This window comes from Exiguobacterium sp. (genome assembly GCF_020832205.1).
In the GTDB taxonomy this organism is placed as follows: Bacteria; Bacillota; Bacilli; order Exiguobacteriales; family Exiguobacteriaceae; genus Exiguobacterium.
In genome coordinates, this window is the sequence record NZ_JAFIFD010000048.1 from 1 (window position 1) to 25,876 (window position 25,876).

Annotated in this window: 21 protein-coding genes; 5 read left to right on the forward strand and 16 right to left on the reverse strand. The window is 52.1% G+C overall.

Translation table 11 applies throughout. The features are described 5' to 3' along the window. A partial coding sequence (locus JJU47_RS12650) for a GGDEF domain-containing protein (RefSeq protein WP_228620059.1) occupies nucleotides 1-408 on the forward strand: 408 nt, incomplete at its 5' end. A 21-nt stretch (nucleotides 409-429) separates the two neighbouring features. Here JJU47_RS12650 and JJU47_RS12655 read toward each other — a convergent pair. The 11 genes from JJU47_RS12655 to JJU47_RS12705 all read right to left on the reverse strand — a co-directional run bounded on the left by JJU47_RS12655 (nucleotide 430) and on the right by JJU47_RS12705 (nucleotide 11,621). After that, nucleotides 430-720, reverse strand: coding sequence for a helix-turn-helix domain-containing protein (locus JJU47_RS12655; RefSeq protein ID WP_409632146.1), 291 nt, complete (start codon nucleotides 718-720; stop codon nucleotides 430-432). A 163-nt stretch (nucleotides 721-883) separates the two neighbouring features. After that, the gene (locus tag JJU47_RS12660; protein ID WP_228620061.1) at nucleotides 884-2,863 is read right to left on the reverse strand and encodes a methyl-accepting chemotaxis protein; all 1,980 of its coding nucleotides are present in this window, start codon (nucleotides 2,861-2,863) and stop codon (nucleotides 884-886) included. A 314-nt stretch (nucleotides 2,864-3,177) separates the two neighbouring features. Next, the gene (locus tag JJU47_RS12665; protein ID WP_228620064.1) at nucleotides 3,178-3,702 is read right to left on the reverse strand and encodes a hypothetical protein; all 525 of its coding nucleotides are present in this window, start codon (nucleotides 3,700-3,702) and stop codon (nucleotides 3,178-3,180) included. A gap of 65 nt (nucleotides 3,703-3,767) precedes the next feature. Continuing rightward, entirely contained in the window at nucleotides 3,768-4,289 is a 522-nt protein-coding gene (locus JJU47_RS12670; RefSeq protein ID WP_228620067.1) for a GNAT family N-acetyltransferase, read from the reverse strand. Nucleotides 4,290-4,419: 130 nt separating this feature from the next. Continuing rightward, entirely contained in the window at nucleotides 4,420-6,330 is a 1,911-nt protein-coding gene (locus JJU47_RS12675) for a PTS fructose transporter subunit IIABC (protein WP_228620069.1), read from the reverse strand. Further along, nucleotides 6,327-7,256, reverse strand: coding sequence for a 1-phosphofructokinase (gene pfkB / locus JJU47_RS12680; protein WP_228620071.1), 930 nt, complete (start codon nucleotides 7,254-7,256; stop codon nucleotides 6,327-6,329). Before pfkB ends, JJU47_RS12675 begins: the two co-directional genes overlap by 4 nt. Further along, complete coding sequence (locus JJU47_RS12685) at nucleotides 7,253-7,999, reverse strand: DeoR/GlpR family DNA-binding transcription regulator (protein WP_228620074.1); 747 nt, start codon at nucleotides 7,997-7,999, stop codon at nucleotides 7,253-7,255. The genes pfkB and JJU47_RS12685 overlap by 4 nt, the downstream gene beginning before the upstream one ends. Before the next feature lie 139 nt (nucleotides 8,000-8,138). Beyond that, nucleotides 8,139-9,050: an alpha/beta hydrolase gene (locus JJU47_RS12690; protein ID WP_228620076.1), complete on the reverse strand. Its 912-nt coding sequence runs from the start codon at nucleotides 9,048-9,050 to the stop codon at nucleotides 8,139-8,141. Nucleotides 9,051-9,632: 582 nt separating this feature from the next. Beyond that, nucleotides 9,633-9,770 carry a hypothetical protein gene (locus JJU47_RS12695; protein ID WP_228620078.1) on the reverse strand — a complete coding sequence of 46 codons (138 nt, stop codon included), beginning with the start codon at nucleotides 9,768-9,770 and terminating at the stop codon, nucleotides 9,633-9,635. Nucleotides 9,771-9,847: 77 nt separating this feature from the next. Next, complete coding sequence (locus tag JJU47_RS12700; protein WP_228620081.1) at nucleotides 9,848-10,243, reverse strand: hypothetical protein; 396 nt, start codon at nucleotides 10,241-10,243, stop codon at nucleotides 9,848-9,850. A gap of 187 nt (nucleotides 10,244-10,430) precedes the next feature. Then, complete coding sequence (locus JJU47_RS12705; RefSeq protein WP_228620084.1) at nucleotides 10,431-11,621, reverse strand: zinc-binding metallopeptidase family protein; 1,191 nt, start codon at nucleotides 11,619-11,621, stop codon at nucleotides 10,431-10,433. A gap of 244 nt (nucleotides 11,622-11,865) precedes the next feature. On the opposite strand from JJU47_RS12705, the gene JJU47_RS12710 reads away from it, so the two are divergent. Beyond that, entirely contained in the window at nucleotides 11,866-12,147 is a 282-nt protein-coding gene (locus JJU47_RS12710) for a hypothetical protein (protein WP_228620086.1), read from the forward strand. A 39-nt stretch (nucleotides 12,148-12,186) separates the two neighbouring features. Here the strand turns inward: JJU47_RS12710 and adhE are convergent, their stop codons facing one another. Further along, nucleotides 12,187-14,778 carry a bifunctional acetaldehyde-CoA/alcohol dehydrogenase gene (gene adhE, locus JJU47_RS12715; RefSeq protein WP_228620090.1) on the reverse strand — a complete coding sequence of 864 codons (2,592 nt, stop codon included), beginning with the start codon at nucleotides 14,776-14,778 and terminating at the stop codon, nucleotides 12,187-12,189. 385 nt (nucleotides 14,779-15,163) lie between these two features. Between adhE and JJU47_RS12720 the strand changes: the two genes are divergently transcribed. The 3 genes from JJU47_RS12720 to JJU47_RS12730 all read left to right on the forward strand — a co-directional run bounded on the left by JJU47_RS12720 (nucleotide 15,164) and on the right by JJU47_RS12730 (nucleotide 17,857). Further along, nucleotides 15,164-15,610: a MarR family winged helix-turn-helix transcriptional regulator gene (locus tag JJU47_RS12720; RefSeq protein ID WP_228620091.1), complete on the forward strand. Its 447-nt coding sequence runs from the start codon at nucleotides 15,164-15,166 to the stop codon at nucleotides 15,608-15,610. Nucleotides 15,611-15,689: 79 nt separating this feature from the next. Next, entirely contained in the window at nucleotides 15,690-16,403 is a 714-nt protein-coding gene (locus tag JJU47_RS12725) for a YebC/PmpR family DNA-binding transcriptional regulator (RefSeq protein ID WP_228620094.1), read from the forward strand. Nucleotides 16,404-16,537: 134 nt separating this feature from the next. Next, nucleotides 16,538-17,857: a Na+/H+ antiporter family protein gene (locus JJU47_RS12730; protein WP_228620096.1), complete on the forward strand. Its 1,320-nt coding sequence runs from the start codon at nucleotides 16,538-16,540 to the stop codon at nucleotides 17,855-17,857. Nucleotides 17,858-18,003: 146 nt separating this feature from the next. Here the strand turns inward: JJU47_RS12730 and JJU47_RS12735 are convergent, their stop codons facing one another. The 4 genes from JJU47_RS12735 to JJU47_RS12750 form a co-directional block, all read right to left on the reverse strand. Beyond that, nucleotides 18,004-19,455, reverse strand: a complete 1,452-nt coding sequence (locus JJU47_RS12735) for a glutamate synthase subunit beta (protein WP_228620098.1) — start codon at nucleotides 19,453-19,455, stop codon at nucleotides 18,004-18,006. Further along, on the reverse strand, nucleotides 19,452-23,888 hold the full coding sequence (gene gltB / locus JJU47_RS12740; RefSeq protein ID WP_228620101.1) for a glutamate synthase large subunit: 4,437 nt from the start codon (nucleotides 23,886-23,888) through the stop codon (nucleotides 19,452-19,454). The genes JJU47_RS12735 and gltB overlap by 4 nt, the downstream gene beginning before the upstream one ends. A 258-nt stretch (nucleotides 23,889-24,146) precedes the next feature. After that, complete coding sequence (locus tag JJU47_RS12745; protein ID WP_228620103.1) at nucleotides 24,147-24,896, reverse strand: tryptophan-rich sensory protein; 750 nt, start codon at nucleotides 24,894-24,896, stop codon at nucleotides 24,147-24,149. 121 nt (nucleotides 24,897-25,017) lie between these two features. Further along, on the reverse strand, nucleotides 25,018-25,830 hold the full coding sequence (locus tag JJU47_RS12750; RefSeq protein ID WP_228620106.1) for an aldo/keto reductase: 813 nt from the start codon (nucleotides 25,828-25,830) through the stop codon (nucleotides 25,018-25,020). Between the last annotated feature and the right edge of the window lie 46 nt (nucleotides 25,831-25,876).

Here is a 25,876-nt window from a genome sequence, read left to right on the forward strand (position 1 = left end):
GCCCGAGACGACGGGCACATTACCGGAGGCGTCATTATGCTCGATATCGATTACTTCAAACTCGTCAACGACACGTTCGGTCATCCGACGGGCGATCTCGTCCTTCGGGCCATCGCCCAGCTTCTCCGACGCAACATTCGAAAGACTGACGCGATCGGTCGCTGGGGAGGGGAAGAATTTTTAATCGTTGCCCCGCACTCGACGTTGTCAGAAGGCATCCGTCTTGCAGATAAGCTTCGTCAAAAAGTGAACGCCGAGCCGTTTGGCCCGGTGCCGCACGTGACGTGCTCGTTTGGTGTCAGTTCATTCGACGGAAGGAAGTCGGTCGAACAAGTGCTGAAAGACGCGGATGAGGCCCTGTATGTGGCAAAAAATCTTGGACGGAATCAAGTATCAAGCAAACTTTGAACTACCTCCACCTACGCTTCGCTAAGAGGTGGAGGATTCCTGGGTCATCCGGTCTAACGACCGGAACCTGGCCAGGCTACCCCCGTCGTCCCGGCGGTTGAAGAAGCGGTCATATGCCTCGGCCAGATGTTTGACGCTGTTTTGCACAGACGTGCTATCGACTTCCTTCAACCAGTCAAGCTCTTGCTTGAGTACAGAGATTTCTTTTGAACAAGAGCTGTAGGACAGTCCTTTTCCGATCGTCTTGGCGATCAGGATCTCCTGCTCCGTTGTCGGATAGATCCGGAATTTATACGCTTTATGCTTCAACATGGTATTCACCTTTTTTAGGTATTTATACCCAAAGGAGAGGTCAGTGATTCATCGCCCACTTTCACAAGGGCTTCGCCCGCCACGTTTAGAAGTGGGCGTATTCTCGCCTAATTTTGATAAAAAGCGTCACCTCCTCCATGGCTGAGGGGGTGACGCTTTTGCCTTATACGTTGAAGCGTGAGACGAGTTCTTGAAGCTCTTCTGCCATGTCGGCGAGCGCTTTTGCCGCTTGGGATACTTCCTCCATCGAGCCAAGCTGATGTTCAGTCGTCGCCGCCACTTGTTTTGAAGCGAGCGAGTTCTCGTCGGCGATGTGCGCGATTTGGGTCGCGGCAGCCGATACCTCCTCGACGTTCGCCGCAATCTCTTCGACGGTCGCCGTCACATCCTCGATGCGCGGAGTCATCTCTTGCGTGCGGACCATGATTTTATGGAACCGGGCCGCCGTGTTCTCTGTCGTCTCTAGCCCTGCTTTCGTATGCAGCGAGACTTCTCTCATTAAGTCCACCGAGTGTTGCGTCTCTTGTTTGATGTTATCGATCAAGTCAGAGATCTGTTTCGTCGACTGTTGCGACTGTTCCGCCAGCTTTCGAACTTCGCTCGCGACGACCGCGAACCCTTTCCCGTTCTCCCCTGCCCGTGCCGCTTCGATTGCGGCGTTCAAAGCGAGGAGGTTCGTTTGCGTCGCAATCCCGTTGATGACGTCGACGATGTTCCCGATCTCGTTTGAGCGCTGTGAGAGCGACGTGATGACTTCACGGAACGATTCGACAGACGTATCGATCGCTCGCATTTGCTCCACATTCTCAGTGACGGCCGACGTCCCGTCTTCCGCTTCGATGGCGGTCTGTCGAGACAACTCCGAGACGTCCGTCGAACTTTCGGCGATACGCATGATTCCTGCGGTGATGGCCTGCAAAGAAACGGCATTATCGTCAAGTTGACGTTTTGAGTCGTCCGCTCCAGCCGCCATCTGTTGGACCGCCCCGGCAATCTGTTCAGAGGAAGCTGTATTTTGAGCCGAGTTCGCCATCAACTCTTGTGATGAGGCAGCGACTTGTCCGATTGATTGATCGAGGTTTTGGATGATTGTACGGAGCGAACGCGTCATCTCATTGAAACTTGTCGCGACGCGTCCAATTTCGTCATTCGATTCGACGGCAATCTCTTCAGTCAAATCACCAGCTTGAATCCGTTCCGCGCCGATCGTCAAGCGGTTAAGCGGCCGGATAATTGAACGGATCACGAAGTATAACAAAATCGTCGAAGCGACGATCATTCCGGCAATGACGCCGATCGTCGTCCATAAAATCCCGACCGTTTCTTCTCGAATTTCACTTTCGTAAAGGGTGCCAGCGACTTTCCATCCGGTCACTTCGTTTGTCGTGAAGTCCATTTGTTTGGCCTCACCTTCGAACGTATAGGCGAAACTACTTTCATCCGACCCATAGAGCGGTTCCACCCAATCACCTGTCGCTTCTTCCCCGGCAACAAGTGTCGGATGGGTGATGAAACGTCCATTGCGGTCGAGGATGGTGACGTAGCCTTCTTTCCCGATTGGAATGCCCGCTGCGACACTGGCGATATCATCGACATCGACGTCGACCGCGATGACCCCACGCCCGTCGTTACTCGTTTGCGATAAGGTAACCATCATCTTTTGAGAAGCGGCATCCACGTAAGGATCGGTGATCACGACTTGTCCGCCGGCCGCCTCTGCCGCCTCGAACCATGGCCGAGTCCGCGGGTCGTAGTCGTCTGGTAACGTCTGCTCCGGGTAAATCGTCATCGCCCCTTCTGTCGAGGCATAATAAATGTTTGTCACGTTCGGATGCGTCGCCAAATACTCGACCAACTTTTCCTCTAACGCTGCGTTGTCACTTCCCGATTCATAGAGAGTGGCATCGATGCGCTCAGCGAAAAAATCGACATCGCCTTTAATTGGACCGATTAGATTATTGATCTCAGCGTCCATCCGCTCCACTCCCGCGTGGGCAGATTGCAAGATTTGATCTTTAATCTTTTGCTTCGCCTGACCATAGGCGACGATCCCAATCAATAAAGAAGGGATGAGTAAAACGAGTGCGGACATAATGATCAATTTTTGTTTGATACTGATCGTACGGGTTGACTTCCGGTTCATACAACAACTCCTATCTCGAGCGATATACTCGTCACGTTACTGACAATATCGGTCGAAATCCGGATTTTTTCATAACCCGCATTAAAATTCTGCCCGCTATTTAGAATGTTCATAATTGAAAACCTTTTCATTCCAGTTATGCTTATGATTTCTCGTTACAAAAAAAGACTGTCCTTCATCTCCTGAAAAGTCGTCCCGTTACACATTTCGTCAATGACGACCTGGCTGATCCAAAGTGTCTCTCTACCGTGCCGCTACGCTATCCTCCTCGTTCGTACTTTCCTACTTCTATGTGACGAAGTGCCAACCTAATGTCAGTCCTCGAGATACATTTCCAACTGCAACAGCTCATCTCGAAGTGACGAGAGATCGACAACCGAATGAACACCCATCATATAGTCATATCCGATGAAGACTTTGAATCCATATTCTTCGTCCGATTCATCCGTCTTAAGCTCTAACTGAGCGTATAGCCCATTCCTTAACATGAGCCGTAGCATGTTCGGGATATGACGCTGCGTCAGTACCTTGCCTGTCTTCATTTTTTTGCGCATATCTCTCATCCGGATCGGATAGAGCGCATCAAACGCACGTCTTGAAGAGGGACGGTACGCATAGTTATGGTAACGTCGTTCAAGATATGAGACGGTTAATGTCTTCACGCCTAAATAGTCCATAATCCGCTCAATCGCTTCAACGTAATTGGCTTCAACGCGAAGATATTCTTCAAGCGTGAAGACACTCCCATCATACGTATCACCGATGCATGACATATCGATCCATTCGTCAACTTTCCCTCTCGTTTCAGGATCGTATTTAGTCACGTTATATACGTACATGCAGTCATCTTCTCCTTCTGATTTGGAAGTCGTCAAAAAGGACGCGACAACGATGTCACGTCCATTCAAGCTCCGATGATGGCGTCATGGTTCGCCTTTGTCCACCCGTAGGCGACTTCGCGAAGAGCGAGCTCCCCGATGGTCCGCTCTTTCTCGTCAATCACTTCGCCTTGTTTTCGTTCGTAAAATGAGCGGTATGGGTTCAACTCGAGCGCCCAAATGATCATCCCTGAGCTACACATCGCCCCAACCGCCTTCTCGAGAAGTCTCGACCCGAGTCCGTTCCGTTGATGCTCCTCGAGCACATAAATCGCATACACTTCGTTCGGATGATCAGGATAACCCCCGGTCCGTTCCGCCCCGTACAAGATGAACCCGACAATCTCTTCTTCAACGACGGCGACGAATCCGTCCACTTCCCGTTTCGAGAGGGCGTCCCGAACCTTTTCGGCCCATTCGATCGCATTCGATGACAGCTTCAACAGGAAATCAGTCGGGACGATTCCTCGATACGTCGTCCGCCAGCCATTCACCCGGACGCGTGCAATCCCGTACGCATCTTTCGGCTCGGCTACCCGTATAACCATCTTGACCCCCTCCTAGCGCAAGTTTTATAAGTATTTTACCACAAATCGCCATCCTGCAATCCATTAGTGAGTCAAATCCAAAGACAATTTAGCGACAAAAAACGACCGTGGCATGCCACGGTCGTTCAGATTATGCAACGTCTTGTTTTGGTGTTGCTGTCGCAGTTGTAAGCGGTTTTTTCAAGAATGAGAGGAGCAGTGCTCCAATCAAAGCACCGGCGAGAATCGCAAGGGCGTAAAGGCCCATACTCATGACGACGTTTCCAGCTCCTTCAAGAAGTGGGAAGACGAAGATTCCGCCGTGCGGTGCAGGTAATTGGATAGCGAAGAACGCTGACAATCCACCGGCGATAGCCGAGCCGAGAATGGCTGACGGCAAGACGCGAATCGGGTCAGCCGCTGCGAACGGGATGGCTGCTTCCGTGATGAACGAGGCACCCATGACGTACGCTGTCTTTCCTGCTTCACGTTCTTGTTTCGAGAACTTCTGACGTGCAAACACAGTCGATGCGAGCGCAACGAGAAGCGGTGGTACCATCCCACCGGCCATGACGGCCGCCATGACTTCTTGGTTGCCGGCTGTGAGCGCCGCAGTACCAAAGACGTAGGCAGTCTTGTTGATCGGACCACCCATATCGACGGCCATCATCCCACCGACGATAACGCCGAGTAAGACAGCGTTCGCTCCGCTCATGCCGTTGAGCACTTCCATGAGCCACGTCATGAACGCAGCAATCGGTTCGTTGACGACGAGCAACATGATCATCCCTGAGATGAATGAACCGAGGAGCGGGAACAAGAGCACCGGCTTGATGCCTTCAAGTGACGCAGGCAAGTTCGCGAGCGCGCGCTTTAAGAACACGACGACGTAACCGGCGAGGAAACCGGCGATGAGACCACCGAGGAACCCTGCCCCGCCTTCACTTGCGAGGAAACCAGCGACGAGACCTGGTGCGAGACCCGGACGGTCGGCGATGGACATCGCGATGAAACCGGCAAGGACTGGAACGAGGAACCCGAACGCGGCGCCTCCGATCGTCATGAGCTGAGCGGCGAACTCATTGTATGACGGATCATCTGGATTGGCCGAGTTGATGCCCCAGAAGAAGCTGAGTGCAATCAAGAGACCACCTGCCACGACGAGTGGAAGCATCGCCGACACACCGCTCATCAAGTGCTTGTAAACACCTGTCCGCTGTTCTTTTTTCTCACCACCCGATTTACCGGACGCTTGATAGACCGGTGCGTCTTGCTTCACGGCGCGGTTGATCAACTCTTCCGGCTTCCGGATGCCTTGAGCGACCGGGACTTCGATGACGTGTTTGCCAGCAAAACGATCCATCTCGACCGCCTTGTCGGCAGCGACGATGATGGCTGTCGCACGTGCGATGTCCGCTGACGTCAATTCATTCTTCACGCCAGTCGACCCGTTCGTCTCGACTTTTATGTCGACTCCCATCGCTTCCGCTTTTTGCTTCAAGCTATCGGCGGCCATGTACGTATGGGCGATGCCGGTCGGGCAAGCTGTGACAGCGAGGATGTACGGCGCGTCTTGTTTCACTGGTTTCGCTTCGACCGGAGCCGCTTCCGCCGCTTCTTTCTCTTCGATCGCGCGAATGACATCATCAGCCGAAGTGGCTGCGTAGAGACGTTCTTGGAAGTTCGGGTCCATAAGGAAGACAGATAATTTCGATAACGTTTCCAAGTGTTCGTTGTTCGCATGCTCTCCTGCTGCAATCATGAAGAACAAGCGGCTGTCTTGCCCGTCAAGTGCCTCGTAGTCGATACCTTCCGAGCGTCCGAAGGCGATAGCCGGTTCTTTGACCGCTTTCGTCTTCGCGTGCGGGATGGCGATTCCTTCTCCTAGACCGGTCGTACTTTGTGCTTCACGCGCGAGAATGGCGTCGCGATAACCGTTTCGGTCAGACAGTTTGCCGGCCCGGTCGAGCACGTCGACGAGTTCTTCGATGACGTCCGCTTTCGAACGGCTGCTTAGATTCAACTGAATCGTGTCTTTTTTGAGCAGATCCGTGATGTTCATGTTGTTTCCTCCAATCGAGATAGTGGGGTGACGTCGACTTCGCTGACCAAGCGGTCCACGTCTTGTTTCGTACAGAGGCCGAACGTATAAGCAGACGCGCTGCCGGTCGTGACCGCATAGCGGAACGCCTCCGACGCGTCGTGGTCTAGAATGTTGGCGACGAAGCCGGCGACGAGTGAGTCTCCAGCCCCGACCGAGTTGACGAGCTTGCCGTTCGGTGTGTTCGCCGTATAAGCACCGTTCGCATTGACGAGCATCGCGCCGTCTCCTGCGAACGAGACGATGACGTTCTTCGCGCCACGCTCGACAAGTTGTTCGGCGTACGGCAACGCCTGTTCAAACGTCTTCACGTCTGTATCGAACAGCTCACCGAGTTCGTGGTGGTTCGGTTTGATCATGAGCGGTTCAAGTGATAATACTTCGAGCATCGCTTCTTTCGTCGTATCGACGACGAATTCGGCTCCGTTCGCCCGGATCTTCTCAGCGAGCACCCGGTACAATGAACTTGGTAAATTGCCAGGGATGCTACCCGCCAGGACGACGATGTCGCCTTCTTGAATCTGCTCGAACTGTTCAGTCAACTGTTCAAGTTCAGCATCCCGGATAACCGGGCCGCTGGCGTTTAATTCCGTTTCTTCTTTTGCTCGGATTTTGACGTTGATGCGTGTTTCTCCATCGACCTCGACAAAATCTGTTCGGACGCCTTTATCTTTGAGCGCCTTTTTAATGAATTCACCGGTCGTTCCACCGATGAATCCGAGCGCGACCGTCTCGACGTCATATTCACGTAAGACGAACGCGACGTTGATTCCTTTTCCGCCGGCCCGTTGTGATGTTTCTTGGATCCGGTTCACTTCACCTAACACGACTTCTGGTAACGTGACGTAATAATCGATCGAAGGGTTGAGCGTTAACGTATAAATCATTGGGCGTTCACCACCTTTGTAATTGATTCGACTGAACGGACGTAAGGCGCATCGGACATCGTGATGAGCGTTGCCGCCTCGAGCGGCGCCACTCGGCTGAACGATCGTTTCCCGAATTTCGAGTCGTCCGCTAAAATGAAGGCGCCGCGTGCCAGTTCAATCGCAGTCTTTTTGACGAGGGCTTCTTCTGGGTCTGGTGTCGTATAACCGGCCTCGAGATCGACGCCGTTTATACCGAGGAATGCGAGGTCGACCCGATAGTTCATCATACTCTCACGGGCGTTGTAGCCGACGAGTGCTTGCGTCGAACGTTTCAATTCACCGCCGATGACAAACGTCTTAATGTCGAGATCGAACAAGTCGTTCGCGATCGGCAAGCTGTTCGTCACGACGATGACATGCTTCCCGGTGAGGAACGGGACCATCGCTTGTGTCGTCGTCCCTGCATCGAGATATACCGACATGCCGTCTTCGATGAACGTCGCGGCCTTCCGTGCGATCGCGACTTTCTCATCGACGAATCGATCTCGTTTCTCTTCGAACGTCGGCTCTTCTTCCGGATGAACGACGAGCGTCGCTCCCCCATGAACCCGTTCTAAATATCCTTCAGCCTCAAGGTCTGTCAAATCACGACGGATGGTCGATTCCGACGCTTCGGTCAAGTCGACCAACTCTTTCAACTTGACGATTCGTTGTTCCGACAACCGTTGCAAAATCAGTTGATGTCGTTGTTTCGTTAACATCATATTCCCTCCGTAGTTATAATATAAAGCGTTTACATTAAAAAAACAATCAAAATCATTCATTATCGTTCACTTTTTTTGAATTCGTCACAATTATAACATAAAAAACGGTCACTATGTGACCGTTTTTGACTGTTCATTACTGTTTATTGACCCACTGTTCAAGACGTTGTAACAGTTCCGGGTGGAGCGGTGCCTCGATGGCCTCGCGATACTCCTTATGCAACGACAACAACGTATGCGGGGTCGTGCGTTCGACGAGAAGATGATTCATGTCGTGAATGATGAATCGCTCAACGTCCCCTTTCGTCTGAATCGTCTGGACGTGCTCAGGCGGCACTTGGACGTCACGGTCGCCGGTCATGGCGAGCAACGGGACCCGGACGTGATCAAGCCGCTCCCTCACGTCGTAAGAAGCGTGTTCACGAATCCACTTCGCGTTGACGATCTGTCCCCGATATTTGAATGAGGCGACGTTCGTCCGGAGTGACCGCTCGAGCAAATCGTCCTGACGTTGCCGTACTTTTTTCGGCACACCGGTGAGACGATAAAACAGTCCTTTCAGCCCCTTCACGCGAGCGATTTCGCGAGCAAGGGCATCTGCTTGATACAGAAACATCTGTTTTGAGGAGTCATTGAAGCCTGACAACAAGATCAACCCGTCCGCTTTCGTCTCGAGCTGAACCGCCGGCGCAATGACGGCCCCTTCACTATGGCCGAGGACGATGACGCTCGCCACTTCAGGCATCCGTTTCACATTGTTCACGACTTCGATCGCATCTTCAATCAGGTCATGCAACCCGACTTTGTTAAAGTCGCCATCGGACTCGCCGATGCCTTGTTTGTCATATCGAAAGACGTTGACGCCCATGCCATAAAGGGCGTCAGCTAATTTTTTATACGTGTTGAACTCGACCGGCCCGACGTTCCCGTTCCGGTCGCTCGGACCGCTCCCGCTCAAGATGACGATCGTCTTACGCGGCGTCTCATGAAATAATAACGTGCCAGCCAGTTCTCCATAATGCCTTGTCATATTCACATTTCGTTCCATTGTATCGCCTCCTCTTTTATCATACCGAACATCGCGACGCGTATCGAGTAAAACTGATAGGCTAACACACTAGTCATCTCAACATATTTTGATGAATCGCCTACACTAAAAGGATAATCCTTCCATTTGTCGAAAAGTAACATATCAGCTGTATTGGCTTGCCGTACATCGGGTCCATCTGATTGATACTTTGATTTGAATGAGAGGAATAAGAGGATGCTTGAGAAAATCGTAAGGCACGGTTGGAACGTCCTATCAGGTTTGTTCGTATTGGCTTGCTCACTTTGGTTGAGCGGTCCAGGCATAGCAGAGACGGATACCCCAGACTATCGATGGTACTTCATGTTGTGGTTCGTACTATGGACGGTTGGTTTCCTTTTGCAGTTCAGGCAACGACCGAAATGGATTGGTTTATTGATTACAATTATCCCAACTGTTTATTATCTGTTTCTTGTACTGCGCGCGATGGAACTTTTCTAGTACGTTCCGTCCATTCAGAAGTCATTCATCGGGCTTTAACCATTATGAAAGGACATCCGCATATCCGGATGTCCTTTCATCAGTTCAGTGGAGATAAATGGATTAGGTCAATGCTTGTAGTGCAGAGGAAATCTGAAGTAATGCATTAATCAGCTCATCGATGTGCCAAGCGATATAGCCGGCACTGATTGCGATAATCGTCAGCATCGTCAGCTTGAACATTTGAATGTTATCCTTCATCAGTCTCATCCTTTTGTCAGTTTGATTTGAAACTTAACCACTAGGAATTAGCGTACCACGTTTCCATTATTATGTAATTAATGTACAGCGAAAGCTCTGCTCAGTTGATTATACATCCCTTCATCTCGCAAGAGTATTTCGAAACATTGAAAGTCGAATGCTCTGATTTCAATCATCGATCGATTCAATTGAAACCCGAATTCGGCCTCAGTATGTGGTTCAAGTTTACGATCGATTACCAACTGTTCATCTAGGGAAGCAATGAACACCCCACTCTCGAACTGAACAACTTGTTTGACCCGCTCCGCCAACTCACCTGTATTTGAGATCTTGATGAGTCCGACGCTGTCCGATGGAAAAAGATCCAACAGCGACATGTCAGTTCCACCGTAAACATCAAATAGATACCAGGTCAGTTCAGTTGATTGCACTCGATTGATTGATTGCAAAATTCGTTCCAACTGTCTCCCCATACAAGAAACCTCTTCATCAAAACATGCCCCATTTATTGCTAAGCTAAATAACACGAATCATTCACCTCCACCCATAGGTAGTATCGTCTAGCAGTTCGAGTACTTCCAAAATAACTCGGGGTGCCATTACGCACAACTCATATAGAAAAGGTTGCCGACCATGTATCATCTGCAGTCTTTGATTCATTCATTGCGTCGTCAACCACTCGACCAACCAATCCACATGCTCGAGCATCGCTTCGTCAGAGAGCCGATCAATCGTATCGTCCTCGGTGAAGACGTCTTGGTTCGCCGTGAGGGAATCGTTCAACGAGACGACGTCGATACCGGCTTGCCGATATTCGTCTAAAATCGACACCCCTAAACTTCTCACTTCGACATCTTCAAACGATGAAGTGTCCATGAACGGGTAAGACTTCATGCCGTGCGTTTTGACGAATCGGTCCGTATCTCCCGTCCCGATCAAGTCAAGCAACATGACGGTTCTCGGCGTCATGCCGCGCTCCTCTAACATTCCAAGGTAATGTGTGCTCGCCTCATACCCTTCTCCGTACCCGTTCAAAAAAACGTAGCGAATCGTCGCATCCGTCTCAACGTCATCCATCGCTTGAATGACCTGATATAGAATCGAGGCACCGCCGAGGCCGATCAAGGCGTGGTCACCGTATCCGCTGCTATCGAGGCGTGCCATCACAATCACTTCCTCATCGGTCGTCCCCGTCTGAACGAATTCCGTATAGGGCATCTCCGTTTCATACGGTTCGATTGTTACAAGTTGGCCGTCCGTGAGCGCTTCGGCCGCATCGATCCCAATGCCAGTTCCGTCAAAACGAAGCCAGGCCGATACATAGACGAATCCGAACTCGTCCGACGCTTCTTCATGAGGAGAGATGAGGTACCCAGCCGCTCCCGCCTCTTTCAATTTCGTCAAGTAGCGATTCGCCGCCTCATCATTGAGCACCTCGCCATAATGGTCAAGGTGATACGCATCGTCCCGCGCCTCTAATGACACGTCGGTCATCGGCAAAACGACGATTTTATCTGTCACGTCAGGAATCGGTGCGTTCCACTCTACGTGGATGACGTCGCCTTGAATCGGTTCTTCCACCATCATCGACGAGTACCCGTCGAACAGCTCATCTTCTATTGTGACGTCCGTATAAAACGTTTGGAGCGGTGCATAATGAATAATGCGCTCCATGTTCAAATCGAGATCGACACCGAGCGACTCAAACAGCTCCGTGTTCTCCCAACTATCGACTTGACGGTCGTATGAGGCAAAATATTCGGCCGTCTCATACGGGGCATCGAGCGAAAAGGGGTTCACATATAAAAATGTGACGTAAAGGGCGTAAATAAAACTAAAAACGATGTTCATAGTGCGTATCTCCAATACATATAAATAATTTCGTCCAAGAATTTGTAAAGAATGGTTAACTTGGCATATATTATTATAGATACATTCAGAAAATAAATGAATTTAAATTTTAACGAAATTCAATATATTTTTTTCCGTTCGCACCCTGCTCCCTGCGCTTCACGGCTCTATTTGTGCAGGTCACTTTCTACATGCGATTCCTCACTCGATTAATTGAGAATAATTCAAAGACAGTTGGTGCCCTATGAATCCGATTTATCCGAATCAACAACGAAAGAAAAAACGCTACCTATACGCTTTCCTCCTCCTGGCTCTGCTCAATACGGTGCAACATGTATACGATATGAGTTCAGACATGACCTCCGTGTATCGATTGGTCGGCGGTCTCATTTTTTATGCGTTCCTAATTTATTTCGGCTTACGGGGAAAAAAGTGGGCCGAGATTGCCATCGCAATCGTCGTTTGGATCAACGTCATCGCTTTATCCGTTATTCTCCTGTTCATGGGACTCTCCCTGATTGCATAAAAAAGGCGGCCACTCGTTTGAGTGGTCGCCTTTCGTTCTTTATACGCCTTCGTAAGCAGCGTACATGATCTCTTTCAATTCTTCGACGAGCGGCATTTTCGGGTTCGCCGTCGTACATTGGTCTTCGAACGCGTCGACTGCCATCTTGTCGACTTTCGCGTCGAGGTCCGCTTTCTTGATGCCTTGTGCTTTGAACGAGAGCTTAATGTTCAAGCGCTGGCCGAGCTCGATGACCGCTTGGATGAGCGACTCGACACCTTCTTCCGTCGTGCTCGCTGGAAGTCCGAGGTAACGCGCGATTTCTGCGTAACGCTCGTCAGCGATGAATGACTCATATTTCGGGAACGCCGCGAGTTTCGATGGGCGTGTCGCGTTATAGCGGATGACGTGCGGCATGAGGATCGCGTTCGTCCGTCCGTGTGGGACGTGGAACTCGCCACCGATTTTGTGTGCGATCGAGTGGTTGATGCCGAGGAACGCGTTTGCGAACGCCATACCAGCCATCGTCGATGCGTTGTGAACTTTTTGACGAGCTTCGGCGTCACTGCCATTCTCATACGCTTTCGGGAGGTAGTCGAAGATCATCTTCATCGAACGGAGGGCAAGTCCGTCCGTATAGTCGTTTGCCATAACCGATACGTACGCTTCAATCGCGTGCGTCAACACGTCCATTCCTGTATCAGCCGTGATGGAAGCCGGTACTGTCATGACGAACTCAGGGTCGACGATGGCGACGTCCGGTGTGATCGCGTAGTCGGCAATCGGATACTTCACGTTTTTCTTCTTATCTGTGATGACCGTGAACGGTGTCACTTCAGAACCCGTACCTGACGTCGTCGGAATCGCGACGAACATCGATTTGTTGCCTAGCGTCGGGAACTTGTACGTCCGTTTGCGGATATCCATGAATTTTTGGCGAAGGTTTGAGAATTTCTCTTCTGGGCGTTCGTAGAAGAGCCACATTCCTTTCGCGGCATCCATCGGAGACCCACCGCCAAGCGCGATGATCATGTCCGGTTGGAATTGGCGCATCGCTTCGGCACCTGCCATGACCGTCTCAACCGATGGATCTGGTTCGACTTGGTCGAAGATGCGGTAGTCGACTCCGGCTGGCAAGTTTTTAATGACTTTATCGGCAAATCCGAGTTTGACCATCATTTCATCCGTGACGATCATCGCCCGTTTTTTCGATGTGAGCGATTGAAGGTATTGGACCGAGTTTTTCTCGAAGTAAATCTTTTCAGGGACTTTAAACCATTGCATGTTCACGCGACGTCTCGCCACCTTTTTCACGTTGAGTAGATGTTTCGCCGTCACGTTCTCAGAGACGGAGTTTTTACCGTACGACCCACAACCGAGCGTGAGTGATGGTGTCATTTCATTATAGAGGTCACCGATACCGCCGTGTGCCGTTGGCGAGTTGACGATGATGCGGCAAGCTTTCATGCGAAGACCGAACGCGAGGATCGCTTCGTCGTCTGTCGAGTGGATGGCAGCCGTATGACCGAGACCGCCGATTTCAAGCATTTTCTCAGCGATGGCAAATCCTTCTTCACGCGATTGGACTTTATACGCACCGAGCACTGGGCTGAGCTTCTCGTGTGAGAGAAGTTCTGTCGCGCCGACCGTCTCGAGTTCAGCGATCAAGATCTTCGTGTCGGCCGGGACTGTGAGTCCAGCTTTCTCAGCGATCCATGCTGCCGGTTTCCCGACGATTTCAGGGTTGACCGCACACGTGTCCGTTTTAATGACGAGTGTCTCGAGTTTCGCTTTTTCTTCTGGTGAACAGAAGTAACAACCGAGGGCTGTCATTTCCGCTTTCACTTCTTCGTATACTTCTTGGTCGACGATGATCGCTTGTTCTGACGCACAGATCATGCCGTTATCGAATGTTTTCGACAAGATGACGTCCGAGATGGCACGTTTCACTTTTGCTGTCTTGTCGATGTAGGCTGGAACGTTACCAGGACCGACGCCGAGGGCTGGTTTCCCAGTCGAGTACGCCGATTTGACCATCGCCGCTCCACCTGTCGCGAGTACCATGGCAACACCTGGGTGGTTCATGAGCGCTTTCGTTGCGTCGAGTGACGGTTTTTCGACCCATTGGATCAAGTGTTCCGGCGCACCGGCTTCGATGGCTGCGTCACGAAGGATGCGAGCCGCTTCACTTGAACATTGCTGTGCCGAAGGGTGGAAACCAAAGATGATTGGGTTACGTGTTTTAATGGCGATGATCGCTTTGAACATCGTCGTTGACGTCGGGTTTGTGACCGGTGTGACCCCGGCGACGACACCGACCGGCTCCGCGATGTATGTGATGCCGTTTTGCTCGTCGTCTTCGATGACGCCGACCGTCTTCTCGCCACGGAGTGAGTTGTAAATATATTCTGTCGCGAAGATGTTTTTGATCATTTTGTCTTCAAATACACCGCGACCTGTTTCTTCATATGCATGCTTTGCGAGTGCGACGTGTTGTTCGAGCCCGGCTAACGCCATTGCTTGAACGATGCTGTCGATTTTTTCTTGGTCGAACGTCATTAACGTGTCGAGCGCTTTGTGCGCTTGCGTGACGAGCGTGTCGACCATCTGTTCTGCTGATGTTTCTACTACTGCTTTCTCTTTAACTGCCATGTTGGTTTCCTCCTCATGAATGAGAGCTTGAACTTTTGACTTGATGGAGAGCACGGATTCACATGTTGCTTAAAGAGTTTGTGCTTTCCTTCACATTCATAGAATACACCGTTTTCGAAAGTTTGTGCGTGACAACATTGTGAACTCTTTCACAATATTTTTCAGCAGAATGAGGATAGGTCTTGCATTTTCACCCGTACCTTCGTAAAATCGAATGCGTTTTCATGAAAATATTGCCTAATCGAAATGTAAACGCTTACATCATTTATGGCACACTGATGACGGAATGAGTGTGTATTTCCTCACAACGCATGGATTGGTCGTCCAAGCCCCCTCCACTCGTGTATAATGTAAGATAGAACCTAATTAGGAAGTGAATAGACTTATGCCTAGACAAGATGCAGCCGATCAGTTCGTCAAACTGATCCCATTGATTCGTAGAAAATTGCTACGTCGATCTGACCTCCCGCAAATCCCGAACTTAAACTTCTCCCACTTTCATCTATTGATGTTAATCGAGGACGAAGGCGCAGTGACGAACGGGCACATTAGCGAGACGTTGTCGATCGCTCCGCCGAACGTGACGCCGCTCATCACGAAACTCGTCGATGAAGGGTACATCACACGTGTGCCGGATGAACGCGACCGCCGTGTCATCTGGAATCAATTGACCGAGAAAGGAGAACAGGTACTCCGGGAACGACGCGATTCGTTCCGCCGCCTGTTCGAAGATCGCCTCGCCTTTTTAGACGAGGATGAGACCGAACGATTGATTGACAGCTTGAAGACACTGACGGAGATCGTCGAGAAGATGGACAAGAGCGAAGGATGATTTTTGCTCGTCAACGTTCCTTTCTTCTTATATAATCGACAGTGAATCTACCGAACTATGGAAAGAGAGATGACATGGAATGGGTCGTAAATGGAACAACATCAAAGAAAAGAAGGCGTCAAAAGACGCCAACACGAGTCGCGTTTATGCGAAGTTCGGACGCGAGATCTACATCGTCGCCCGTCAAGGGGAGCCGGATCCCGAACTGAACCAAGCGCTCAAATTCGTCGTCGAACGGGCGAAGACGTATAACGTACCAAAGGCGATCATCGACCGGGCCATCGACAAGGCGAAAGGCGGCGACGAAGAAAACTTTGACGAGTTACGTTATGAAGGGTTCGGACCGAGCGGATCGATGCTGATCGTCGACACGCTCACGAACAACGTCAACCGCACCGCATCTGAAGTTCGTGCCGCATTCGGTAAAAATGGCGGCAACATGGGTGTGAGCGGCTCTGTCGCTTACATGTTCGATGCGACGGCCGTCATCGGTGTCGCCGGGATGAGTGCGGACGAAGTGCTCGAGCTCATGATGGAGCACGACCTCGACGTCCGTGACGTCCTCGAAGAAGATGAGACGGTCATCGTCTATGCGGAGCCGGAGGAGTTCCATGCCGTCCAGACCGCATTCAAATCAGCCGGGATCGAATCGTTCGAAGTGGCCGAGTTGACGATGTTGCCACAAAATGAAGTCGCGCTCGACGATGAGTCGAAAGAGCAGTTCGAGAAATTGCTCGACGTCCTCGAAGACTTAGAAGACGTGCGCCAGGTATACCATAACGTCGAACTATGACGAAAAGGCGATAACAAATCTGTTATCGCCTTTTTCATTTGACAAGCTCAAAAACGTATGTTAAATTTCAAAAGTCTTTATCATATTAAAGTGATAACAAGAGAAAGAGTTTTGAAGAAAGGTGTTGGATTATTATGAACGCTGTCTTACTAGCCGTTATTGTCTTATTCGCTCTCGCCATCAGTCGAGTGCATATCGTCTTGTCGCTCATCCTCGCCGCCATCGTCGGAGGACTCGTCGGTGGACTCGGGTTTAACGACACGCTCGCCGCATTCAGCGACGGCCTCGGCGGAGGTGCTTCGATCGCCCTCAGCTACGCGCTCCTCGGCGCGTTTGCTGTCGGTTTGTCGAAAACGGGACTCCCGGACGTCCTCGCTGAAAAGTTGATTAGCATGTCAGGTCGTGACGTAACCGGGAAAAACGTCCGATTCGTCAAAGCGATGCTGTTGTCATTATTGCTCCTACTCGCAATCAGCTCGCAAAACGCATTGCCGATTCACATCGCCTTCATCCCGATCGTCGTACCGCCGCTCCTCGTTTTGTTCAACGAGTTAAAGCTTGATCGACGTCTCGTGGCGACGATCCTCACGTTCGGTCTCGTCACCCCGTACATGCTCCTCCCGGTCGGGTTCGGCGGCATCTACTTGAACGAGATTTTACTTCCGAACGTCGAGACAAACGGCATGGCCGTCGGCGATGTGAATATCGTCAGCATCATGGCCATTCCTGCTCTCGGGATGCTCGTCGGGCTCATCGCCGCGTTCATCCACTATCGGAAACCGCGGACGTATGAGACGATCGCCCTCGGCCCTAAAGACTACGAACTTCGTCAGTTGAGCCCGTTGAAGATCGGCTTGACGCTTGCTGTCGTCATCGTCGTCCTCATCGTTCAGTTGCAGACCGATTCGATGATCGCCTCGGCTGTCACCGGATTGATTTTATTGACCGTGCTTCGACTCATCCCATGGTCGGAAGCGGACGACATTTTCACGAGCGGGATGCGCATGATGGCGTTCATCGGTTTCGTTATGATCGCGGCGAGCGGGTTTGCTGCCGTCATTCGGGAAACCGGAGCGATCGAACCGCTTGTGAACGGTGCGAGCGGCCTCATGGGCGACTCGAAATTCCTCGCGGCGCTCGTCATGCTGCTCGTCGGTCTCGTCATCACGCTCGGGATCGGATCGAGTTTCTCGACGATTCCAATCATCGCGGCCATTTTCGTTCCACTCTGCATCCAGTATGGATTCTCAGTCGAGGCGACGATCGCAATCATCGGTACGGCCGGAGCACTCGGTGACGCCGGTAGCCCGGCAAGTGACTCGACACTCGGTCCGACGAGCGGATTGAACGCCGACGGTCAGCACGATCACTTGCGGGAGACGGTGTGGCCGACGTTCCTTCACTACAACATCCCCCTCATCGTATTCGGTTTGATTGCCGCGATGGTCTTGTGATTACTTTCGATCACGACGCGCGTAGATCGTCCCGAGCAAGACGAGGACGAGAATGAACCAAATTCCTGTATACATGAGGATCTCAGTAATCATCATTTTCCTCCTGTGACAAAAAGATAAGGAGCGACGCTTGGCGTCGCTCCTTTTTATGATGAAGTTTTTAACTCGTTTTGACAAGCGATGAAGTACGCGTCGACTTTTTCTGCGACTTCGCGTCCTTCACGGATCGCCCAAACAATCAAACTTTGGCCTCGTCGTGCGTCACCGGCGACAAACACTCCATCGATATTTGTCACATAGTCTCGTTTCGACTCGACCCCAAGTTTTCTCAGTTCGGGTTCCGGTCGTTCAAAACCGATGGCGACGAGCACGAGGTCTGCCGCGTACGTCTCTTTCGAACCTTCGACGACGAAGAACGTGGCTTGACCGTCGGGTTTCACGACTTTCTCCATCCGTTCCGTTTCGACTCCGACCACGCGGTCTCCTTGTTTCACGATTCGGTTCGAACGGATCAAATACGTGCGCGGGTCCTTATCCAAATGTTCGATTGCTTCCGCGTACGCGTAGTCCGTCGACAACGTGTCCGGTTGAAGCGGCCACGGTCGATCCGGTGCCCGGAACAACCCTTTCTCCGGATGTTTCCCGAATTGCGTCACCGATTTGGCACCTTGACGAATCGCTGTCGCGACACAATCGGCACCAGTGTCCCCTCCACCGATCACGATGACGTCTTTACCGGCCGCTTCAAAGCGAGGCTCGACGGCCATCCCGCCGAGTTCTCGTGTCGAAGCGGTCAAGTAGTCCATCGCCGCCTCGACTCCCGTCGCGTCGTCCCCTTCGATGCCGAGCGTCCGTTGCTTTTGGGCGCCAGTCGCTAAGATGACAGCGTCGTGGGTGGCCCGGAGCGATTCGACCGTCACGTCGGTCCCGACGTTCACACCGGTCTTGAACTGAATGCCTTCTGCCTCGAGCAGCCGCACGCGCCGACGGACGACTTCTTTGTCGAGTTTCATGTTAGGAATCCCATAATATAGCAGACCCCCTATCTCGTCTGCCTTTTCAAACACGGTAACCGTGTGGCCGGCTTGATTCAACTGGTCGGCCGCGGCAAGGCCTGCCGGACCGCTGCCGATAATGGCGACGCGGTAGCCGGTGCGCACGCGGACATGCCTCGGTTCGACCCACCCTTGTTCGAAGGCACGATCGATGATCGTTCGCTCGATCGATTTGATTGCAACCGGGTCTTCGCTAATGCCGAGCGTACACGACCCTTCACAAGGGGCCGGACAGACCCGTCCGGTAAACTCCGGGAAGTTATTCGTTTCCATCAACCGCTCGTAAGCACGTCTGAAATCTTGTTCACTGACGAGTTTGTTCCATTCCGGAATCAAGTTATGGATCGGACAGCCGATCGTCTCTTGTCCAATCATGTCCCCGACATGGCAAAACGGTGTCCCACAGTCCATGCAACGCTCGGCCTGCTTGACGATCGGGCCGTCTTCCATTCGTGATGCATACTCTTTATAATCGTGGATCCGCTCGAGTACCGTCCGCTCTGGGAGCGTCTCACGCGGAATGCTTAAAAATTTGTGTCTCATACTCCCCCTCCTTCTGTCACAACCCGGAACAGTTCGAGTGCCCGGTCGGCCTCACTCAACTCGGGCCGAGATGCCTCGAGCTGACGCATGACGTCAAGCACGTTCGCGTAATCACGCGGCACGACTTTGACGAAACGATGGCGTTCTTCTTCAAATGAATCTAGGATGAGCCTTGCTTTCACACTATCCGTGTGGAACTGATGCAACTCGAGGAGCGCGTAGATTTGTTCCGCATCCTCATCGTCCAACCCATCGACAGCGACGAGCTCGTTGTTGACGAGTTCGCTGTAATCCTGGTCCCCGTACAAGTAGGCGACTCCCCCTGACATTCCGGCCCCAAAGTTGCGGCCGATCTCGCCAAGCACGACGACCGTACCTCCAGTCATATATTCACACCCGTGATCGCCGACCCCTTCTGTGACGGCGACAGCGCCTGAGTTACGCACGGCGAACCGTTCCCCGACGTGGCCGTTGAAAAATGCCATGCCGTCTGTCGCTCCGTACAGGCAGACGTTACCGGCGATGACTTGTTGTGACTCATCGAACGGGGCATGTTTTTCGGCGATGACGGAGACTTTCCCTCCACCCAATCCTTTTCCGACGTAATCGTTCGCGTCGCCGATCACCGACAACGTGATACCTTTCGGCAAAAATGCCCCGAGACTTTGACCTGCAGAACCGCTGAGTCGAATCGAAATCGTGTCTTCGGCGAGCCCGACTTTCCCGTGCACTTTCGTCAATTCGTAACCGAGCATCGTCCCGACGGCCCGATCGGTATTGCGAATCCGCCCGACGAAGAACGTCGGCTGCAATGATTTGATCGAACGGGAGACGGCCGGCATGAGTTTCCGATGGTCATATGATTTGAACGCTGGATGTGGCAGCTCTTCTTTTGCCGGCAAAGGTGTCGGCATGCCGAGCATCGGATGCAAGTCGAGCGTTTTCGCTTTCACGTGTTGCTGTTTCCAGGCACTCTCCTCTAACAGGTCGGTCCGTCCAATCACTTCCTCGAGCGACCTCGCACCGAGTGACGCCAAAATCTCACGCACTTCTTCGGCGAGGAACGTCATCAAATTGACGACGTGCTCTGGTTTCCCCATGAATTTTTCCCGGAGTGCCGGGTCTTGAGTCGCGACACCGACTGGACACGTATCGAGGTGACAGGCCCGCATCATGATGCAGCCGAGGACGACGAGCGGCGCCGTCGCGAACGCATACTCTTCCGCTCCGAAAATCGCAGCCATGACGATGTCCCGGCCCGTCATGAGCTTTCCGTCCGTCTCAAGCGTGACGCGTCCACGGAGACCGTTCAAGGCGAGCGTCTGATGAGTTTCGAGGAGACCGAGTTCCCATGGGAGCCCGGTATGCTTGATCGATGTCCGAGGTGACGCGCCGGTCCCTCCGTCGTAACCAGAGATGACGATCGTGTCTGCGTTCGCTTTGGCGACACCAGCCGCAATCGTCCCGACACCTGATTTTGAGACGAGCTTAACGCTGATTTTCGCTTTCGGGTTCACATGCTTCAAGTCGAAGATGAGCTGAGCCAAGTCTTCGATTGAATAAATGTCGTGGTGCGGCGGCGGGGAAATGAGTCCGACACCCGGTACCGAGCCCCGGACCTCGGCTACCCAAGGGTAAACCTTGTTGCCGGGGAGCTGACCGCCTTCACCCGGTTTTGCCCCTTGTGCCATCTTGATTTGAATCTCGTCGGCGTGATACAAGTATTCAGCCGTTACGCCGAAACGTCCGCTCGCCACTTGTTTAATGCGGCTGATGCGTTCCGAACCGTCTTCGTCTGGCACGAACCGGTTGCGGTCTTCGCCGCCTTCGCCCGAATTGCTCTTCCCACCGATTTGGTTCATAGCGATGGCGAGCGTCTCATGGGCTTCTTTCGATAACGAACCGAACGACATCGCACCCGTCTTGAAACGGCTGACGATCGATGCGACCGATTCGACCTCCTCGAGCGCGACCGATTCTCGTTCTTTGAAGCTGAACAGCTGTCGTAAAAACTGGCCCGAAGATTCATGTAGATGAACGTAAGCGTCGTAATAACGGCGCTCATTCTCGCGGCACGCCCGTTGCAACAGATGAATCGTCTTCGGGTTAAACGCGTGCTCTTCCCCATCGGCGCGCCACTGGAAGTCGGCACCTGCCTCGAGCGGTCGGTCACGGTCGTAAGCCGAAACGTGCTGGGCACGGCTCTCGGCCTCAAGTTCCGTGAAGCCAATACCAGAAAGTTGTGACGTCGTCCCCCGGAAATGTGTCTCGACGAGGCCGCGGTCTAAACCGACCGCCTCAAAGATTTGCGCGCCACGGTAGCTTTGCACGGTCGAGATCCCCATCTTCGACATGACTTTGACGATGCCGTCGACCGTTGCCGCTTGATAGCGTTTGACCGCCTCATCGAGCGAGTAGGACAGTTGATTCGTCTCGATCGCTTCCCGAATCGTGGCGTATGCCAAATAAGGGTATACCGCGTCGGCCCCATAGCCGATCAATGCCGCGGCTTGATGAACTTCTCGCAACTCACCGCTCTCGCTGATGAGGCTGCATGATGCGCGCAAATCTGAACGAATGAGCCGTTGATGGACGGCGCTCATGACGAGGAGCGCCGGCATGGCGATTCGTTCTGCGCTCATGTCTCGATCGGACAAGACGATGACTTCCGCACCTTCTTTCACGGCTGATTCGACGCGCATGAACAACGTCTCAAGCGAGTCCTCTAAGTTCTGGACGTACGTCGCATCGATGCGTTCGACGCGCAACTTGGACTCGATCCCGCGGAGCGTTACCGCATCGATGATTGGATGTTCGAGCCATACGCGGCTGGCGTGACCGCGCCCGGTATGGACCGGGTTCGATTGCGGTCCGATCCACGTGAACGTCGCCGTGACGATTTTTTCACGGAGCGCATCGATCGGAGGGTTCGTCACTTGGGCGAAATGTTGTTTAAAGTAATGGAACAAAGATCGCGGCCGCTCTGAAAGGACGGCGACAGGCTGGTCATGCCCCATCGAACCGATCGGATCTTTCTTCTCACGGATGAGCGGGACGATATATTGTTCGATGTCTTCTTTCGTGTATCCGAACGCGCGTTGCTTTTGAAGGATTTCTGAGATGACCGGTTCATCGACGGGACCGTTCTCGAGCGTCTTCATTTGCTTTAACCATTTGCCGTACGGTTCGGCACGTGAAATCGTCTGTTTGACTTCCGTATCTGGGATGAGTCGCTTTGACTCTAAATCGATGAGCAGAAGCTGACCGGGGCGGAGCCGTTCCTTTTTCATGACTTTCTCGGCTTGGACCGGGATGACGCCGCTCTCTGACGACAAGATGAGTTCACCGTCAGTTGTTTCGATATAGCGCATCGGTCGCAGTCCATTTCTGTCTAGAATGGCTCCGATTTGGCGTCCATCTGTGAAGACGACACCCGTCGGCCCGTCCCACGGTTCCATGATGGACGAGTGATACTGATAGAAATCTCGTTTTTGTTTATCGATCTTTCCTTCGATGAACGGTTCTGGAATGAGCATCATCGCCGTATGGGCGATCGAGCGTCCTGTCCGGGTGAAGAACTCGAACGCGTTGTCAAGCATCGACGAGTCGCTTCCTTCTTCTTGAAGCACCGGGAACAGCCGCTCGACATCCTCGTACAAGTCAGTCTCAATCACGCCTTCACGGGCTCGCATCGCGTCGATGTTTCCTCGCAGCGTATTGATCTCACCGTTATGGACGATCATTCGATTCGGATGGGCCCGTTCCCATGATGGAAACGTGTTCGTCGAGAAGCGTGAATGCACGATGCCGAACGTGCTCTTATAAAACGGCGACTGCAAGTCAATGTAAAATCGTTCAATCTGTTCCGGTGTGAGCATTCCTTTATAAACGATCGTCTTCGTCGAGAAACTAGGCATGTACAGGTTGAGTTCTTCGACTTTTTCAATCGTACGGCGCAACTCATAGAGTGAGCGCTCGTTCGCGTCATAATCCAAATATGGACAAGCGACGAACCACTGATAAATCGTCGGTTGCGTGACGCGTGCGTGCTCCCCGATGGCAGAAACGTCAACAGGAACTTCACGCCAAGCGATTGTCGCCAAGTCGATCTCGTCGGCGAGACGCTCCATCAGCTGTTGCTTGTCACGAAGCGCCGTCTCTTCAGGCTGAAAGAATACCATTCCGACCGCATAGTTGCCTGGTGCCGGCAGATTCATCGTCTGAAGAAACAATTCGTGCGGAATCTCGGTCATGATGCCAGCGCCGTCTCCCGCGTCGATGACGCCTTGGCCCCCTCGGTGCTCGAGTTTGCAGAGCATGGATAGTGAACGGCTGACAATGTCGTGTTTTTTCTCTCCGTTAAGGTTGACGTATAGGCCGATGCCGCAAGCGTCTTTTTCGAATCGTGAATCGTACAAACTCGTCCGTTTCATCGAATCAACCCCTCTCTTTCGTACTTGTTTCGTAAGTTTCATTTTGTTCTAAATATTCTGAAAAATCAAGCGTAATGTATATTTTTATGCATAACAGAAGCTGGTTGTATTAATATTGAAAGCGCAATCACTAGCTTCATCAAGCCTTTTTTAAAAACAACTTATAATCAATAAAGAATAATTATCCATGAAACATATTAATATTTAAGTTCATAAGAACATAAAAAATAACCGCCATCTAGTGACGGTTATTTTGCGTTATTGGACAGTTTTGCGCGAATGATGGAGAAAGCCGCGAGGGCGTTTCCAAATGATGAGCCCGACGTATCCGAGCGCGAGCAAAATCAACGCACTGACGAGAACGACGTATAGCGTCGCGTTATCGATTCGGGCGAAAATGGCGATATATGCCCAAACGAATACGAGCGGATAAATGAAGTCACGGTGCCACCACATGAAGACGAGAGCGAGGACGACCCCGACCATGAGCATGAGTGATGTCCAAGCGAGTTCATCGAGACCGAGCACGGTCGTGATGCGTTCTGTCTTCATGACGACGAACACGTTGACAATCGTCGCGACCGACACCCACCCGATATAGACCGAGAAGGGAAAACGATCGAGCCAGCTCGTCGACGTCCGGAACGCCACGTGATACAGCCACGCGAGCGTCGCCAAAAAGAGCACCATCACGATGAGCGAGGCGATGAACCATTCATTCGTGAAGGCGAGGAGCCACAAACCGTTCAAAATACAGGAGACGAGAAACCCTGCCTTCATCCGGTTCGCCTGTCGATTCGCGACCGATCCTTTTTTCAATTGCAAGACGAGCCAGACGGCGAGCGCCACATAAATCAGCCCCCAAATCGAGAACGCGTAGCCGGCCGGTTTGAAGTATATGTCGATCCGGTCCGAGACGGCCGCATTATCCCCGCTCGCAAAATAGTTGATGACGACGGTCGCCAAAAACGCCAACCAATTAATCAATGGCCATTTTGATAAGTCCATACGTAGGATCTTCCGAAGAAGACCTGACACCTCCTTTATTAACATAGTTTTCTATACCCATGAGACTCCACTCATACACAAGCGAAACAAAAAAAGAGACCCTCTGTCGGGTCTCGATGTGTCAAAATTCAATTTTGTCCGGGTCTGGACCGATCCGTTCGTGTGTCGCGACCGCGTCGAGCCGCGCCATGTCATCCGCATCGAGTGCAAAGTCGAATACATCGAAATTCTCTTTGATGCGGTGTGGGGTGACCGATTTCGGGAGCGCGACGTTCCCCGTCTCAAGGTGCCAGCGCAGGACGACTTGCGCAGGCGTCTTCCCGTGCTTCTCGGCAATCTCCGCGAATACCGGGATGTCGAGGAACTTCCCTTGCATGAGCGGGCTCCACGCCTCGATTTGAATCCCTTCGTCTTGGCAATACTCGACGAGGTCCGGCTGCGGGAGTTGTGGGTGTAACTCGACTTGGTTGATGAGCGGCGTCATGAGTCCCGCCTCTTTTAACGCTTCAAGGTGATGCTCTTTAAAGTTTGAGACGCCGATCGCCTTGATTTTCCCCGCCTCATACAACTCGACGAGGTCTTTCCAAGCATCGACAAAGCCGTCGACCGGCCAGTGCAAAAGGCATAAGTCCAAGTGATCGGTCTCAAGACGCGCGAGCGACTCAGCGAACGCTTCCTTCGTCCGTCCTTGACGGATGTCCTCGTTCCAAATCTTCGAAGTCAAAAAGATGTCGGCACGATTGACGCCTGAAGCCGCGATCCCCTTGGCCACGCCCTCTTCGTTTTTATAGACGGCTGCCGTATCGATGTGACGGTAACCGACTTTCAACGCCTCAGCGACCGCTTCGGGTGCCTCGGTCTCGTTATCGACTTGCCAGACGCCGAATCCAATCATCGGGATTTGGACGCCATTTCGTAACGTTGCGAATTGCATATCATCATTCCCCTTTCAACTGTTCGAGCTGATTGTATCATACCCG